This window comes from Thalassobacillus devorans (assembly GCF_011761345.1).
GTDB classification, from domain to species: Bacteria; Bacillota; Bacilli; order Bacillales; family Halobacillaceae; genus Thalassobacillus; species Thalassobacillus devorans.
The window spans coordinates 141,834-157,687 of record NZ_JAASRY010000003.1 but is presented as its reverse complement, the minus strand read 5'-3'; the positions used below and the strand labels follow the sequence as shown (position 1 = coordinate 157,687).

16 protein-coding genes are annotated in these 15,854 nt (G+C 41.9%); 8 read left to right on the top strand and 8 right to left on the bottom strand.

From position 1 onward, the window contains the following. Window positions 1-15: 15 nt before the first annotated feature. From ppsA to FHS45_RS11780, 3 genes are all read right to left on the bottom strand, one after another. Window positions 16-2,373, bottom strand: a complete 2,358-nt coding sequence (gene ppsA, locus FHS45_RS11790) for a phosphoenolpyruvate synthase (RefSeq protein ID WP_062443381.1) — start codon at window positions 2,371-2,373, stop codon at window positions 16-18. A 252-nt stretch (window positions 2,374-2,625) separates the two neighbouring features. After that, a complete protein-coding gene (locus tag FHS45_RS11785; RefSeq protein WP_082411970.1) occupies window positions 2,626-2,895 on the bottom strand; it encodes an OsmC family protein in 270 nt (89 codons plus the stop codon). Continuing rightward, window positions 2,896-3,090, bottom strand: a complete 195-nt coding sequence (locus FHS45_RS11780) for a hypothetical protein (RefSeq protein ID WP_062443389.1) — start codon at window positions 3,088-3,090, stop codon at window positions 2,896-2,898. It lies immediately after the preceding gene. A 164-nt stretch (window positions 3,091-3,254) separates the two neighbouring features. Here FHS45_RS11780 and FHS45_RS11775 point away from each other — a divergent pair, with 164 nt between their 5' ends. The 5 genes from FHS45_RS11775 (at window position 3,255) to FHS45_RS11755 (ending at window position 8,486) form a co-directional block, all read left to right on the top strand. Next, window positions 3,255-3,929: a potassium channel family protein gene (locus tag FHS45_RS11775; RefSeq protein WP_062443392.1), complete on the top strand. Its 675-nt coding sequence runs from the start codon at window positions 3,255-3,257 to the stop codon at window positions 3,927-3,929. Between the two features lie 2 nt (window positions 3,930-3,931). Further along, entirely contained in the window at window positions 3,932-5,257 is a 1,326-nt protein-coding gene (locus tag FHS45_RS11770; protein WP_062443395.1) for a TrkH family potassium uptake protein, read from the top strand. 66 nt (window positions 5,258-5,323) lie between these two features. Next, window positions 5,324-5,782, top strand: coding sequence for an NAD-binding protein (locus FHS45_RS11765; RefSeq protein ID WP_062443398.1), 459 nt, complete (start codon window positions 5,324-5,326; stop codon window positions 5,780-5,782). A gap of 129 nt (window positions 5,783-5,911) precedes the next feature. Next, on the top strand, window positions 5,912-7,234 hold the full coding sequence (locus FHS45_RS11760) for a TrkH family potassium uptake protein (RefSeq protein WP_062443400.1): 1,323 nt from the start codon (window positions 5,912-5,914) through the stop codon (window positions 7,232-7,234). An 868-nt stretch (window positions 7,235-8,102) separates the two neighbouring features. Continuing rightward, window positions 8,103-8,486, top strand: a complete 384-nt coding sequence (locus FHS45_RS11755) for a DUF4183 domain-containing protein (RefSeq protein WP_062443404.1) — start codon at window positions 8,103-8,105, stop codon at window positions 8,484-8,486. A gap of 383 nt (window positions 8,487-8,869) precedes the next feature. Here the strand turns inward: FHS45_RS11755 and FHS45_RS11750 are convergent, their stop codons facing one another. From FHS45_RS11750 to FHS45_RS11730, 5 genes are all read right to left on the bottom strand, one after another. Then, entirely contained in the window at window positions 8,870-9,247 is a 378-nt protein-coding gene (locus tag FHS45_RS11750; RefSeq protein ID WP_062443406.1) for a DUF4183 domain-containing protein, read from the bottom strand. Between the two features lie 307 nt (window positions 9,248-9,554). Further along, window positions 9,555-10,148 carry a hypothetical protein gene (locus FHS45_RS11745; RefSeq protein ID WP_062443410.1) on the bottom strand — a complete coding sequence of 198 codons (594 nt, stop codon included), beginning with the start codon at window positions 10,146-10,148 and terminating at the stop codon, window positions 9,555-9,557. Between the two features lie 83 nt (window positions 10,149-10,231). Beyond that, window positions 10,232-11,470 carry a GNAT family N-acetyltransferase gene (locus FHS45_RS11740; RefSeq protein ID WP_062443413.1) on the bottom strand — a complete coding sequence of 413 codons (1,239 nt, stop codon included), beginning with the start codon at window positions 11,468-11,470 and terminating at the stop codon, window positions 10,232-10,234. A 287-nt stretch (window positions 11,471-11,757) separates the two neighbouring features. Then, a complete protein-coding gene (locus FHS45_RS11735) occupies window positions 11,758-12,225 on the bottom strand; it encodes a hypothetical protein (RefSeq protein WP_062443416.1) in 468 nt (155 codons plus the stop codon). Next, window positions 12,222-12,431, bottom strand: a complete 210-nt coding sequence (locus tag FHS45_RS11730) for a helix-turn-helix transcriptional regulator (RefSeq protein WP_062447624.1) — start codon at window positions 12,429-12,431, stop codon at window positions 12,222-12,224. Before FHS45_RS11730 ends, FHS45_RS11735 begins: the two co-directional genes overlap by 4 nt. A 192-nt stretch (window positions 12,432-12,623) precedes the next feature. Between FHS45_RS11730 and FHS45_RS11725 the strand changes: the two genes are divergently transcribed. The 3 genes from FHS45_RS11725 (at window position 12,624) to FHS45_RS11715 (ending at window position 15,820) form a co-directional block, all read left to right on the top strand. Further along, entirely contained in the window at window positions 12,624-13,781 is a 1,158-nt protein-coding gene (locus FHS45_RS11725) for a thermonuclease family protein (RefSeq protein ID WP_229717901.1), read from the top strand. A gap of 477 nt (window positions 13,782-14,258) precedes the next feature. After that, window positions 14,259-14,870, top strand: coding sequence for an NAD(P)H:quinone oxidoreductase type IV (gene wrbA, locus FHS45_RS11720; protein ID WP_062447627.1), 612 nt, complete (start codon window positions 14,259-14,261; stop codon window positions 14,868-14,870). 263 nt (window positions 14,871-15,133) lie between these two features. Next, window positions 15,134-15,820, top strand: coding sequence for a DUF421 domain-containing protein (locus tag FHS45_RS11715; protein ID WP_062447629.1), 687 nt, complete (start codon window positions 15,134-15,136; stop codon window positions 15,818-15,820). Window positions 15,821-15,854: the final 34 nt, after the last annotated feature.

Genomic DNA, 15,854 nt, shown 5'->3' with positions numbered 1-15,854 from the left:
ACAGGCACTTTTCGTTTATTTAGAGTTGCGTACGGAATTTAAAATTAACCGTTGTTCAACAGAAGCAACAAGCCTTCTTGTATCGGCCACAGTATCCGGATTGATGCTGACACTATCAATTCCTTCCTGGATAAGGAACTCGGTGAATTCTGGATATAGGGATGGTCCCTGGCCGCAAATCGACACCGTTTTATCATGCTTATGGGCGGCATGAATCAGCGTTTTGATTGCCTGTTTGACAGCCGGGTTGCGTTCATCAAAGTAGCCCATGGTATTCAGAATGCCGGAATCACGGTCAGACCCAAGAATCAACTGGGTAAGGTCGTTGCTGCCAATGCTGAACCCGTCGACCAATTGAGCGAAGTCTTCAGCCTGGAAGATGACGGATGGAACTTCTGCCATAATCCAGATTTTGAACTGCTGGTCCTGCTTTAATCCTTCTTCTGCCATGATTTCTTTGACGCGTTCGACTTCCCAGGTGGTACGGACAAACGGAAGCATCGTCCAGACGTTGATTAAGCCGTATTCTTCACGGACTTTTTTAATCGCACGGCACTCAAGACGGAAACCTTCCTCGTATTCCGGGGAAATGTAGCGGGAAACTCCGCGCCAGCCGATCATTGGGTTTGCTTCGATTGGCTCTACTTCCTCGCCGCCTTTCAACCCGCGGAATTCATTGGAACGGAAATCGCTTAGCCGGACAACGATCGGCTTCGGATAAATGTCCTGTGCTACTTTGGTGATTCCTTCCGCCATTTTTTCGATAAAAAATTGTTCTTCGCCATTTTTCAACAGGTACATCGGATGGGCACCGACCAGGTGGGTGAAAATGAACTCGGTACGCATTAAGCCAATCCCATCAAACGGAAGATCATTGTACTTGCCGATTAAATCCGGCTCACCAAGATTCATGTACACTTTTGTACCTGTGATTGGCGCCAGCTGGTGAAGGTTGATTTGTTCGACAGCAGACGGTTCTGCTTTCTTTGTCTCTTCCTGCTTTTCTTCCAGAATCCCCTGGTACACAACGCCGCGAGTGGCATCGACGGTCACTTCCATTCCTTCTGCCAATACTTCTGTCGCGTTATTGGAACCTACAATACAAGGAATGCCGAATTCACGGGAAACGATGGCTGCGTGACACGTGCGTCCGCCTTCGTTTGTGACGACAGCTGCCGCTTTCTTCATAGCCGGCATCATATCAGGGTTTGTCATAATGGTAACGAGGATATCCCCCTCTTCCACCTTAGAGACTTCCGTAATATCCTTTATTTTTCTTACCTTTCCGCTTCCTGTACCTGGGGATGCCGGGAGCCCGCGGACCAGTGACACACGGCTGGTTTCTTTTTGAGCTTGTTCAATCACGTTTGGTTCCTCCTTTGTTAATGTAGTAATCGGCCGTGCCTGTAGAATGTAGAGTTCATTGGTATCACTATCAATCGCCCATTCAATATCCTGCGGTGAATTGTACAACTCTTCGATCCGAAGCGCATCAGTGGAAAGCTGATTGATTTCTGTTTCAGTGAGGCACTGTTCGGTTACAAGATCTTCGCCCAAAAATTCTTTAACCGCGACTTTGGTCGTTCCAACAGCCTTTTCATTTTTAACGATCAAAAAATTCTTGGTAGCAATATGCTTTTCAATGACGCTGTTGTCCCTTTTATCGACGATGTATTCATCCGGGGAGACCATACCGGACACCACGGATTCTCCCAGTCCCCAGCTGGCATTGATCATCATCTGATTATGGTCTTCGTTAATCGGGTTGGAAGTAAACAGGACGCCTGCTTTTTTACTGTTTACCATCTTCTGTACAACAGCAGATAGTGACACATCAAAATGGTCGAAATCCTGTTTTTCACGATAATAAATCGCGCGTGCCGTCCAAAGCGATGCCCAGCACTTTTTTACGTGATGAATGACTTCGGAAACGCCTTCAATTTCAAGGTACGTATCCTGTTGTCCGGCAAAGGATGCTTCCGGTAAATCTTCCGCTGTTGCGGAACTCCGCACAGCTACATACAGGTCATCGACTTGAAGGTTACGCTGGAACTGTGCGTAGGCCTCGCGAATTTCTTTATCAATCGGCTCAAGGATATCTGTATCCATGATTAAGTTTCTGATTTCTGCACTTGTCTGCTGAAGCTGGTTATTGTTCTCAATATCCAGCCCATTGATTGCCTCGAGTATGTACTTATCCAAGTTACGCTCCTCGATAAAATCACTGTATGCGTTTGCAGTAACACAAAAACCAGGCGGGACTTTCACGCCTCCGTTTATAAGCTCACCCAGATTGGCCCCTTTCCCGCCTACCAATGGGATGTCTTCTTTATGAATTTCTTCAAACCAACGAATATAAGGATGTTTCGACACTCTCGATCTCCTCCTTACTAGATTTGCAATATAATATAACACATATTTTCAATTATGTCATACTTAATATTTAATAATGTTATACTATATAAAAAATAATTGGGTTTTGTGTAGGCCATTAAAGATTTTTTTTATAGGAAAATGCATCTACCCTCCTGGTAAACTATATGTTGACCTTAATTTCATTAAAAAAATAATCCACCCTTGAGTGAGGACTCGGGTGGATTATTTGTCGTAGAGAAATATTAATTTTTATTCTTCTTCGATTTCCCAGTCGTGAGTGAAGTGAACACAACCTTTTAATGTTTGAGCCACAGGACAGCTGCGTTCAAATATGTGCAGTGCACGTTCAGCAGCTTCCCGTTTCCCTTTTGGAATCTTCAACTTATAGAAACAGCGGATTTCCGTTATCTTCAATACTTTTTCAGGTGCTTCGATCACACCTTCGAACTCTCCTTGCAGCTTGTTCGGAAACGTCGGTATATCACGCGCCTCCAGCGCGCCAGATAAGGTACCGGTCAGTCAGCCGCCTGCTGCAGAAACAATGTGATCCAGGGTAGACGGATGCTCTTCTTCCGGGACAGCTTTATAAAATTCTTTCACTCCCCCGTGTACACCATATTGGACCGGTTCCTCAAAGTCAGCAATATAAGCGCGGCGGTTTGGTCTCTCATCCTGGATAATCTTTATCTTAGAAATTTCAATCGGCTTACCCATTTGCCTTTTCCCTCCTTTTTTGCTTCCTTGCCTGAACTATTCTTTCTTTTCCACTTTTTATCCTGCTTACCCTTTATATTTAAAAACTAACCCGGATTTTATTATAAATCGAAAAAAATTTGTTAACACTGTTATCAGACTAGGTCAAGGAAGGAAGTATCATATTGAAACGGAAGCCAGAGCGTAAGCAATTTGCAGTAATCGGACTAGGACGTTTTGGAGGCAGTCTGTGTAAAGAGTTGGCCAGACTCGGCGTTGATGTATTGGCTTTGGATAAAAACCTGGAGCGCGTACAGGAATATTCCACCATTGCCAGCCATACTGCAGAATTAGATGCCATTGACGAGGATTCCTTAAAAGCGGTGGGTATCCGAAACTTCGATTATGTCATGATCAGTTTAGGCGAAGGAATACAATCGAGTATTTTGGCAACCCTGATGCTAAAAGAAATGGGAATTAAACAAGTCTGGGTGAAAGCGAATGACGCGTATCATGAAAAAGTACTAAAAAAGATTGGCGCGGACAAAATCATACATCCAGAGCGGGACATGGCATTTCGGATTGCTAATCATATTGTTTCGGAAAAAATCACCGATTACATTGAGCTATCCGATGAATATAGCATTATTGAAATCATTGCCAGTGAAAAAGTTGCAAATAAAAGTTTATTGGAGCTGGAGATTAGATCCAGATATAACTGCAGTATTATAGCTGTAAAGAAAAGCGAAGATCATATCTTAATATCTCCTTCTTTGGAGACAAAAATAGATAATCAGGATATTTTAGTGACGATCGGGAACAACGAAGACCTTGATCGTTTTCAACGCGAGGGTGTGTAGACTTGTTTCATAAATTAATTACTAAGCAATTAAACCCGCCTCGATTCCTTTTACTTATATTTCTCCTGTTTATTTTTATAGGTACATGCCTTTTAATGTTACCCTTTGCAACAACAGAGCCAGTGACTTTACTAGATGCATTCTTCACGGCAACATCCGCTATGACTGTCACGGGGCTGATTGTTGTCGATACAGGAACAGCCTATACCTTATTTGGTCAAGCTGTGATCCTGGTTTTGATTCATTTTGGCGGTTTAGGCATTATGTCCTTTGCGGTGTTTATATTCTTATTGTCGGGTCGCAAATTGGGTTTTAAAGAGCACGTATTAATTACCCAATCCTTAAATCAAAATTCCATCGGAGGGATTATTATCCTGGCAAAGAAGATTTTGATTTTTTCTTTGTCAGTAGAAGCTGTTACTTTTGCTTTATTATCCATGGTGTGGGTGCCTGCTTTCGGATGGAAAGATGGTCTTTATGCTAGTTTTTTCCACGCCATTTCTGCATTTAACAACGCAGGATTCTCCATATGGTCCGATAGTTTATCCCGCTCTGTCGGTGATCCAATAGTGACGTTAATTATTACAACTTCGTTTATTTTAGGAGGAATCGGGTTTACGGTTATTTTTGATATTTGGAAGAAGAAAAGGTTTAAAGATTTCAGTTTACACACAAAGTTAATGATTGTGGGAACAGTGCTCATTAATGTTATAGCTTTTAGCTTTGTGTTTTGGCTGGAGTTTTACAATACAAATACGATTGGAGACTTCACTATTGCTGATAAAGTGAAAGCGGCATACTTCCAGTCGGTGACGCCAAGAACTGCTGGTTTTAATACCGTGGATATTGGCGCATTAAATCACTCCACTCAGTTTTTTATGATTATCCTTATGTTCATTGGCGCCGGCAGCGCTTCAACCGGGGGAGGAATAAAGCTGACGACATTTCTCGCAATCCTGTTTTCAGTCTCTTCTTTTGTAAAAAGGAAAGAAGATATAGAAGTTTTTAGGCGGGCAATTACTGATGCTACAGTCGTAAGATCTTTAGCAATCACGGTTATCGGAATATCGTTTATATTCGTAGGAATTTTCATTTTAGATATTACGGAAGATGCTCCCTTTCTCAAGATTGTTTTTGAAACCGTTTCGGCTTTTGGTACCGTTGGTCTATCCATGGGACTAACAGGGGACTTGACTTGGATAGGTAAAATAATCATCAGTATGATTATGATTATAGGGAAAGTTGGCCCATTAACTCTTGCCTTTTCCATAGCAACTCAGGCCAAAATCCATATCCGTTATGCGAGGGAAGATATTCTCACAGGCTAATTTTTAAAGGGTGATAAAGGCTCGTGTACAAGGACTAAACAAGAATCAGGAAAGGGGAATGAAAAAATGGAGGACCATCACATTATTATTGGGTGGAATATACTTTCGGTAAAACTTATTCAAGCGATTCGAGCAAATGGGAAAGACGAAGATATCATATTAATTGATAATAGTTTAGGGGAACTACCTGAAATGATAGACAAGGTAACTTACATTAAAGGGGACGCCTATAACCAGGAGGTATTAGCAGAAGCACATATCCAATCTGCAAAAGACGTAATCATCACCGCTGATCCTTCGAAGGAAGAAGGGGAAGCAGATAAATATAGCATCATGTTCACGATTGCGGCTAAAGCTGCTAACCCTGATGTCAGAGTAATTACGGAGATTCTTACCAGTAAACAGGCAGAAAACGCTAAAAGAGTAGGTGCCAGTTCCATCATTAAGTCTTATGAAATACTAGGGATGTTAATGTATCACCAAATGACCGGCAGAACAGCAGAACTATTTAAATCTGTCCAATAGAAATTGGCCGATCCGGTTGTTAGAGAAAAGGAGTTCACTCGATCTAATAGAGAGATTTTGTATTAAACTAGATTGAAAAGAAAAATCTATAATGGTATGATAAAGCATCATTTCTTAGAAGGTGATTGCTTGAAATCAAAACTAGCTAGATTGAATCCACCGCAAATCTTATTATTAGTATTTGTCAGTTTAATATTGACAGGCGCTGGATTGCTGAAGCTTCCGGTCGCTACGACAAATGGTATCACTTTCTTGGACGCTCTCTTCACCGCAACATCAGCCATGACGGTAACAGGTTTGATTGTGGTAGATACCGGTTCTGCCTTTTCAACTTTTGGAGAAGTCATTATCATGTTACTTATCCAACTTGGCGGACTTGGCATCATGACGTTTGCGGTATTAATTTTTATCATGATGGGGAAAAAAATAGGCTTGAAAGAACGGCTGTTAGTGAAACAGGCGCTGAACCAAAATGCGATAGGCGATGTGGTTCTTTTAGTAAAAAGGTTATTGATCTTTTCCCTTTCTGTCGAAGCCATCGCTGTTATCCTGCTATCGTTCGTCTGGGGACCTGAAATGGGCTGGAAGGATGGGATTTATGCCAGTGTCTTTCATGCTATTTCTGCATTTAACAATGCGGGTTTTTCCATTTGGGAAAACAGCCTTTCCGACTATGTCATCCACCCGATGGTGAATGTCACTATCAGTGTCCTTTTCATCATAGGCGGCATTGGTTTTACCGTAGTATTTGACAGTTGGCACAGCAGGGAGTTCCTTCATCTGCGTTTACATACAAAAATCATGCTGATCGGTACGATTGTCATTAATATATTCAGTGTCATTGTCTTAATGATATTAGAATTCAACAACCCTGCTACGATTGGAGATTTATCCAATTTCGGTAAGGTTCAAGCTTCTTACTTTCAAGCGGTAACTCCAAGAACAGCCGGTTTTAATACGCTGGACATCGCTCAAATGGAGCATGCTTCTTTATTCTATATTATAACGCTAATGTTCGTCGGGGGCGGGAGTACCTCTACAGCCGGCGGCATTAAATTAACTACAGCCTTAATTATAATACTTGCTACGATAGCTTTTCTGAAGAACAGGGAACATGTGGTGGTGTTTCGTAGAAGAATCGGGTTCCACCTGGTCATGCGTGCGCTAGCGTTGACAATCATGAGTTTGAGTGTGGTCATTACAACAGTTTTCCTGCTTAATTTGACAGAAAAAGAGGCGCCTTTTCTCAATATCCTTTTTGAGAGTGTTTCTGCTTTCGGGACCGTCGGATTATCGATGGGGTTAACCGGGGAATTGTCAGTGCTTGGAAAAATAATCATTATTATCACTATGTTAGTTGGAAAACTTGGTCCGTTGACATTTGCTTTTGCCTTTGCTCATCCTTCAACTGATATTATCAAATATCCGAAAGAAGAAGTCTTGACGGGATAACTCCCCTCAGAAATTTTGTAGGCTTACCGGTCTAGTACCTTCCATAGGGGGTAACAAGTTTTTGTATAATGAGGTCTATCCTTTTAAGGAGGCTGCTTGAACCCAAAACGCATGCTCTGGTCTTGGCAGAGAAAGCAACCTCCTCCAACCAAAACCCGGATGTTATTCAGGGTTTTGTATTATAAACTTACAGATCACGGCCACCCTTCGAGTACGATTGACAAGGTTCCTTGTCACAATTGTGGGTTATTCGCATACCCTATGGTATCTCTAATTTCCATCCTTACCACGATTCCGAAGATAGGAAACACTTCGTGGTCCACCCCATCAATGTTGATCCAAGAATGCTTATTAAAACTCTGCTCCTTTCCATAAAAGGCGCTCTCCCATTCGGGATTGCGCCTTTTAAAATTCCCTACGGAGCCCACGAGCCGAACAGATAGACCTTTATCTGTTCATGTGCGAGTTGATTCATTACAGGAGTTTTCAATTGTTCAAGGATTCGTTCCCGAATTTCATCAGGACAGCTCATAGAACCCCTCCTAGTTTTCTCTCCTTATACCATAATGCCCTATTGCACCGACGAAAGACCGGTTCTATGCAATGGGCTTGCTTCATGACGATTCCATCATCGACATATAAGGTCTGTCCGGTCATGAATTGACTCCAAACCAAAACTAAAAAAACTAGCCCGGTAATATTATCTGGGAAAGTGATCCGCCGCAGCGGTTATTGTGTTTTGTTTTCATCCACTTTTTCACCCTCTGTTTTGCTCTCTAAATAAAAAGATAAAATCAATAAACCTGTCTAAGCAATTTTCAAATTACATCATACTATAGTATAAGACTAGTTATAAAGGAGGTGTATTATGGCACTTGAACTAATGAAACTTCAAATAACGGCTTCTTCAACAGTTGCTGTAGATCCAACACCTGAAAAATTCTTTCACGTCACTACTGGAGAAACAGCTGCTGGAGCTACTTTATCAATAGATACAGCCGATTTTTTCGATGGCTCAGGAGCAGCAGCTACTGAACTTCCAACACTAGCTACCGATAATAGTTATTATAATGTTTATATTAACGGTGTCCTACAAATGGGTGGAATATCAACCTATACGCCAGGAGCTACAACGGCCGGATCACTTGATATTGATGTACCAGCCGGCGGAGACCCGATCATTTCAGGATCCCCTATTGTACTAGAAGTCGTAAATTATACTCCAACCTCTACTACTGATATAATAACTTAACAATAGTGAAAAATAAGAGTTTCCACTGATGGTCGTACAGATCATTTTCATTTAGAAAATTAATAATAGCACAAACCAATCTACGGTCTTTTCCCGATATTATAGGGGAAAGACCGTTAAACTTTATTTGAAATCGCCATTTAATACCCGTCTTCGACACTTCTCCATCTTAAGAAGTAAAGGGGATCGGTATTTTCTCCTACGCCCATCTAGCGATACGCCCCTTTTCTTCATCTTTCAATCGAACAACTTATCGTATGTATATATGGTAAAGGGCTCCCCTTTTATCCAAAGAAAATTCCCCTCCAGATAATAGGTTAAGAGCGCACATTACATGCTCTCTTTTTTTACTGTCTACCTAAAGGGGAATGGTAATAAGGTTTTTATGATTGATAAATAGTGATAAATTGGAGGATGATAGGAGTGTTTTCTGCTGGTATACTATTTGTATTTAAGCGGAGATAACCTTTTTTTACTGTATAAGTGTTTGGCGGCTGTAATACTCCGTTTATAAAAAGATTAATATAAGTAACATTCCCTGGATCTAGAATGCCTCGCTGCCCATATTCCTTCAATTCATCTTCATCCGTATAGATTGAACTAACCCCATCAGATAAAGCATTATACTGATAAGTATCAGCTTTAAAGGGGTTAACTTTACGCTTTGATTTTATCGGAATCTTTAATTTAAATTCAGAATTAGATGATTGCCAATCATAAACCACACGAGTATTCACTTTGTGCTTATTATTTCTTTGCATACATAATACCCACCTAAATTAAACTTTCTATATTGTATGTTGTCTTTTGAGGGATGTACATACAAAGGGAATACTTTTCGATATTATAAAACATTTCAGCTTCCACCTAGTTTGTGGCATCTTTCTGTGGAGCCCCTTTTGTAAAAGACTGTAAGATGAAGATAATATGCGTTTCATTCAATGCGCCTTCTGCTGTCTTAAAGTTACTTATAAGGACTCTGTAGGGTTAAGGAAAGTTAGGTGTGACACTCCCCCATTCATTTTAAATAATCCTCTCCTTAACGTGAACCTTCTGAAATCTGTCACATTATTTTAATTTCCGTACCAGCCCTTCGACCGTCCGCCGGTCTACCACATGTTCTTTTCTCCCCCACATCATAAGCGTATAGCCTAATAAAAATGTCATCACAACTACGATCGAGCCGATAAATGTATAGATGCCTGTGATATGAGATGGAAAGTAGTGGCTGGCAATGAATGCATAGACTCCTAACACTAGCATGTTGACGACGAGGTAAAGTGATCTTTCTCCTAACGATAGGGGGTTGGTATTCCGACCAGCCCCAAGGAACATACTCCAAAAAAGAAACGAACTAGCGAACATCAATAACTGTAAGACAGGCAGGACCCATACAACAGTACTGGTAAACACGAGCAAGTCATATCCCCCGGTTAACACCAAAAACACAATGGATATCCCTAACGGATGACTGCACACGAGCCATGTTTTCTGGATGTAATGATGGAACCAGTAGCGATTTTTATTGATCCAATAAATAGCGGCAATTGGCAGAAGAAGTTGTAACAATAGCTTGTTCATTAAGCTCAAATTCGGAAACAAGGCCATCAGAACCCCTGCTATGGAAGCAGCAAGCATTACTCCGAAGAACAGTTTTCGCATCCAATTCCACTCCCATATGTTTTTCGCTATTTTCTCCAATCAAAGGTGCCCGTTACTTTTCTCTTTTGAATATTCCCTTTTATTTATTTTTTACCCGCAGCTTTCGCCCGCTTATACACCTTGTTCTTCTCTACAACCGTGCAGCTATTTGCTTCAAAGGTCTTGAGCATCGGGACATTATTCCGACTCGTGGAGCCGATGTAATAGCTGGCGCCGAACTGACTTTTTAATATGTCAAGCGCCTGAAGGTGTAGCTGTTTACTTTTCCTTTTGCCTCGTGCTTCCGGAACGAGACCGAAATAAAACAACCTTCCTTCATCGGCGGTCCCTGGTTCGATGTGGGGCATCACAACCCCAATAGGTTCGCCGTTCTCATAAGCAACCAGGCAGGATTTGCGATAATCTTCGCCAAGCTCTCCTTTGACGCTTTGCATGTGCCCGTCCATATCCAAGGAAGATGGTGCGTTTAAGGAACCGCTCATCGCTTTCTTCCAAATAGGCTTGAAGGCCTCTTCAGGGATATCATGAAGAGAAGCTGTATCAAAATAGGCAGCTTCCGCCGTTTCCTGAGTGAGCAATTTTTTCACCATGACATTTTCGTCGAGCATCTGAAACCTATGCTCTGTTAAATAGACTTCGATTTCTTCACTGAATTTATGGTGGACAAGGAGCGTCATGTCCTTGGAATGAAAAGCTGGATCGTTCAATAAGTGTGTGATAAGGTCTTTCATCTCCTGATCCGTCAGATGTCTGGTATCTTCCACCGTTACATACTCTTCCCCTTCGACAAACTTAACTTTATCGTAGATTTCCAGCCTTTCCGCCAGCCTCTGATAGGCAGGTGCTTCCAAAACTTCAGTTAGGAAAGCGGCCTTCGCCTTCCGGTACTCTTCCATGTCCGCTCCTTCATACCGCTTTTTCAATGTATTATACTGGTCCGTGCAGGATGGGTTTTCTTTGAAAAAACAGGTCATCTGGTAAAAGTGGTCGACAGATGTGCCTTTCACGGTCAACTGGACACCCACTGGCAGTACATCTTCTCCATACTCAAAGGAACAGAAATAGGAAGTTTGATCGCTCCCCGTATTCACAGGATATAAATCCAGCATTGCATTTCTCGCTTTTTCAAAGTCCTCCTGAGTGACACGCACCTGAAGATCGACATCTCCTTTTGTCAGCGAGCCCCTAACGGCAGTGCTGCCAATATGATAGATTTCCGCTTCCGGCAATTTATGTGTGATGATATTTTTATGCCTATTAAAAACTTCCTCCGCTCTCTCCCGATAGAGTTCTTCCGGAGAGAAGTTTACCTTTTCATTCATGTTAAAAGACCTCCTGAGTTAGTACATCTGTTGCTGAACTCAATTAATCACATGTCTATCACCGCTTCGTTTAGATTAATTTTTCTACAATCAAGTGGGAAAATAAGGTAAGCTGAATATATAACTCTTTCTATATGGAAAAATAATTACCTTCATTTTCGTAATAAGGAGATGATTCACATGATCATATACGAAGCAACAAAAAAAAGAATTCAAATAAAACCATACTACTCAAAACGCCTGCCCTACTGCTAGCTTAGTAGGTGCAGGCATTTTTATTGGTCAATTTAGAAATTCTTTTTCCAAGAAACCGTATAGGTGATGATTTGGGTAATGGGAAGCAAAGCAAATACCAGGATCGGGTAATAGGGCAAGGTTTCTGTTACGAATGGATACAAAAGCAGCAATGCACTGATTACTGGGAAAGAATACCACATGCTGATGTAGGCGGAGCGGCAGGCCTGTGCGGTGAGCTGCTTTTCCCGTTCATCTGACTCTTCAAATTCATCCGGGAGTAAAAATACCTTTTTCCATGATTGGTACTTCCGCTTTTTTCGGATGGATACAAAAGCCAGCCATCCACCAATAAGGAAGAATGCAACAAACGGAATCAGCCGGATCTCAAACATATACTCCCTCTCCGGATCTTGTAAAAACTTCGAAATATCAATGGATGCGGAATAAAACTCAACTAATGCCCAGCTAAACAAACCCAGTACCGCCAAAGAAATCCATACACTCTTCATGATTTTCATGAATCCTCCCCCTCTATACTGAAAATCTCCTCTACGGGCATCTCGAATGTCCGCGCGATATTCATCGCAAGTAATAGCGATGGAACGTAACTTCCTTTTTCAAGGGCGACGATGGTCTGACGCGTCACATGGACTTTCTCTGCCAGTGCGCCTTGCGTCAGCCCGTCTCTCGCTCTCAATTCTTTGACTCGATTTTTTATTTCCATACCTAAACTCCTTCTACTTTCTTCCATTTCTATTGTAAGGTTAACTATACATTTTGTAAAGTTTATTTTACATATTAATGCCTTCCTTCTCCTCATTCCCATTGATATCCTCTTGAAAAATCCAGTATTTTCCTTAGAATAGTAGTGTAAGATTTTACTAGGGAGAGGTTTAATACAGTGGATATATTATTTATGTTACTTGCCTTCGCGACCCTCATTCTCATGGTCGTGGGATTATTTTCCCCAAAACGTGCTTTGTTCTGGTCAAACAAAAAGCCGACTCGCAGACGCGTGCTTCTCATTTACTCCCTCGCCTTCATCATCAGTATGACGCTGTTCGATATGACCTACAGCGAGGAAAATGAGACAACCGAAGATGCCAATGAAGAACAGGTGGAAGAAACCGAAGAGCCCCAGGAAGACAAGGACACAGACGATAAAGAAGAAAAAGATTCGTTTGAACCTCAAGAGGATTCATCAAACGAATCTGACAGTGAAAAAACAGATGAATCAAAGGATGACGGTTCGGCAACAGAAGATCGTAACGATGATTCCGAAAATCAATCCGAAAAGAAAGACAGCACCAGTCAGGAAGAAATAAAGGATCCTTCTGACGATAAACAAGAAGATACCTCAAAGCAGGATGAAACTCCGGACACGAATGCGACGGTCAGCCGCGTAGTGGACGGTGACACGATTGAAATCAACTACAACGGTGAGACAGAAAGCGTCCGCCTGCTGCTCGTCGATACACCGGAAGTGCACGGGGGTACGCAGAAGTTTGGCCCTGAAGCATCTGCTTTTGCTAAAGAAGTGCTAAAGCCCGGCACAAAAGTAAAGTACGAATCCGATGGACCGAAGCGCGACCATTACGGCCGTCTGCTCGGCTATCTTTGGGTGAACGGTGAACTGTTCAATGAAAAACTGCTCGAGAATGGCCTCGCCCGCTATGCCTATGTGTACGACCCGCCATATAAATACCAGGATCGGCTAAAGCAGGCGGAAGCGCGCGCCCGCAACAAGGGAATCGGAATCTGGAGTATCGACGGCTACGTCACCAGTGACGGGTTCACCTCTGGAGAGACTTCTTCCGGAGGATCAAGTAGCTCATCCAGCGGTTCTAATTCTGGTAATGACTCTGGAAGTTCTGACCGTTCATCTCCCAGTGATTCCGGCAGCGGTTCTGCAGCTTTAAAATACGACCCCAACGGACCGGACCGCGACTGTAGCGACTTCGACACCCAGGAAGAAGCCCAGGCGTTTTATGAAGCAGCTGGAGGACCTGAGTCTGACCCGCACCGGCTCGATGGTTATGATGGAGACGGTGTCGTTTGTGAAAGTTTGCCATAACATCATATGCCTGCCTCTGTTCTCACAGTGAGCGGGCATTTTCTGTTTTTGAACGAACTTTTAAACATACAACAAGCTGGCTGATTACAACCTTGCTATTGGTGCAGGGTGCTTATTTCACCAAATACATGCCAGTTGCTACTAAGTTGAACCAAAAAAATCAGAAGTCCTCCTCTCTGCTTTTATTCAGGCCAAAAAATATAAAAATAGCCGTTGACAATATCTCGAATTCGAAATATAATTATCTTGAAAGCGAGATAATACCCAACACCTTTGAGTAGGTGATTTATTTTTGTTATATATCTCAAATTCGAAATAAATTCCTTTAAATAATCTGCTTCCATTTGGGCATAAGAAGAAAAGCGCATCTGTTTATATGGAGGTGGTCTTTAAAGGTTCAGTTCAAGTAAAGGCAGGAAGGTGTTAAACATGGGATTACTAGATAAACTATTCGGAAAACCAAAGGAGATGGAAGAAATGTCAAACGTAAAATTAGCTGTTATTTTCTACACTATGAGTGGGACGAACTACAAAATGGCGAAATGGGCGGAAGAAGGAGCAAAAGAAGCCGGTGCTGAAGTAAAAGTATTAAAAGCCGAGGAACTGGCACCACAATCTGTTATCGAAGCGAATGAGGCATGGAAAGCAACCGTCGAAAAAACGAAAGACGTACCGGTAGCGACTTCCGCTGACCTCGAATGGGCAGACGCTATCATTTTCAGCATCCCGACACGTTTTGGCAACATGCCATCACAAATGAAACAATTCCTTGATACGCAGGGCGGTCTGTGGGCAAGCGGTAAAACAATCAACAAAGTCGTAAGCGGCATGACTTCCGCACAAAACCCGCACGGCGGACAGGAAGCAACTTTGCTTTCTCTTTACACTTCTATGATGCACTGGGGCGCGATCATCGTCCCACCAGGTTACACCGATGAAGTACTTTTCGGTGCCGGAGGGAACCCATATGGCACAAGTGTCACCGTGGATCAGGACGGCAATATGGTCGATGACGTAGAAGGCGCGGTCAAGCATCAGGCTAAACGTACTGTCACGGTTGCCGACTGGGTGAAAAAAGGAAATCAATAATTTAAGGTTACAGAGCCGATCCTTACTTGGATCGGCTTTTTACATACAAAGCATTTATGCTTTACTACCCCAAATAGGGATCAAACGATATAGGCTGTTGAACAGCAATAACTTAGGCCAATTCAATGGATGAATTGGCCTTTTATCATTGGTTATCTAATTTATATTTTCCTAAATCTATTAAACCATCATATAGCCGTATGAATATTATTAAAAATGCTAACACTAGGAAGGAGAGTTTGTATAGAAAGGAGGCAGAAGCTTTGGAGCTTAGTTTTTTAGAAGTTTCCCTGAAGGTGATCATTGGATTTTATCTATTATTTTTTACTACTAAACTATTAGGGAAAACAACCATTAAACAATTGACCCCTTTTGATTTTATATCAGCAATCGTCCTGTCTGAACTATTAGGTAACGGAATTTATGAAAGCAATGTCAACTTGTTTTACATTTTTTATACCATTTTTTTATGGGCAGTATTGATGATCACGATGGAAAAAGTGTTGCTAAAGTACAAAGGGACCCGCAACCTCCTCGAAGGCAATCCTTCAATCATTATACGAGATGGCAAAATCGACCGCCATGAATTAAAAAAGAATCGAATGAATATCAATCAATTATTAAGCCTATTAAGGCAAAGTGAAATTTTTTCTATCCGCGAAGTGGCCTACGCCATATTAGAGTCCAACGGTTCCATTAGTATATTGAAGAAAAAGAAGTATCAGAAAGTTGAAATCAATGATTTGCAGCTGCCTGAACCTAAAGCCTTTCTTAGTACTACATTAATCATGGATGGTGAGGTCGTGGAAGATAACATACGAGATTTAGGTTTTGACCATTATTGGCTGGAGAATCAGCTGACGGCCAACGGTTATTCCAAGAGTGAAGACGTGCTTTATGCAGATTGGATCAATAATGATGGGATTTATATTGTCCCCTTTACGAATTAAAAACGTGCATGCCCTCGCTCAGCTATCAAAGAAG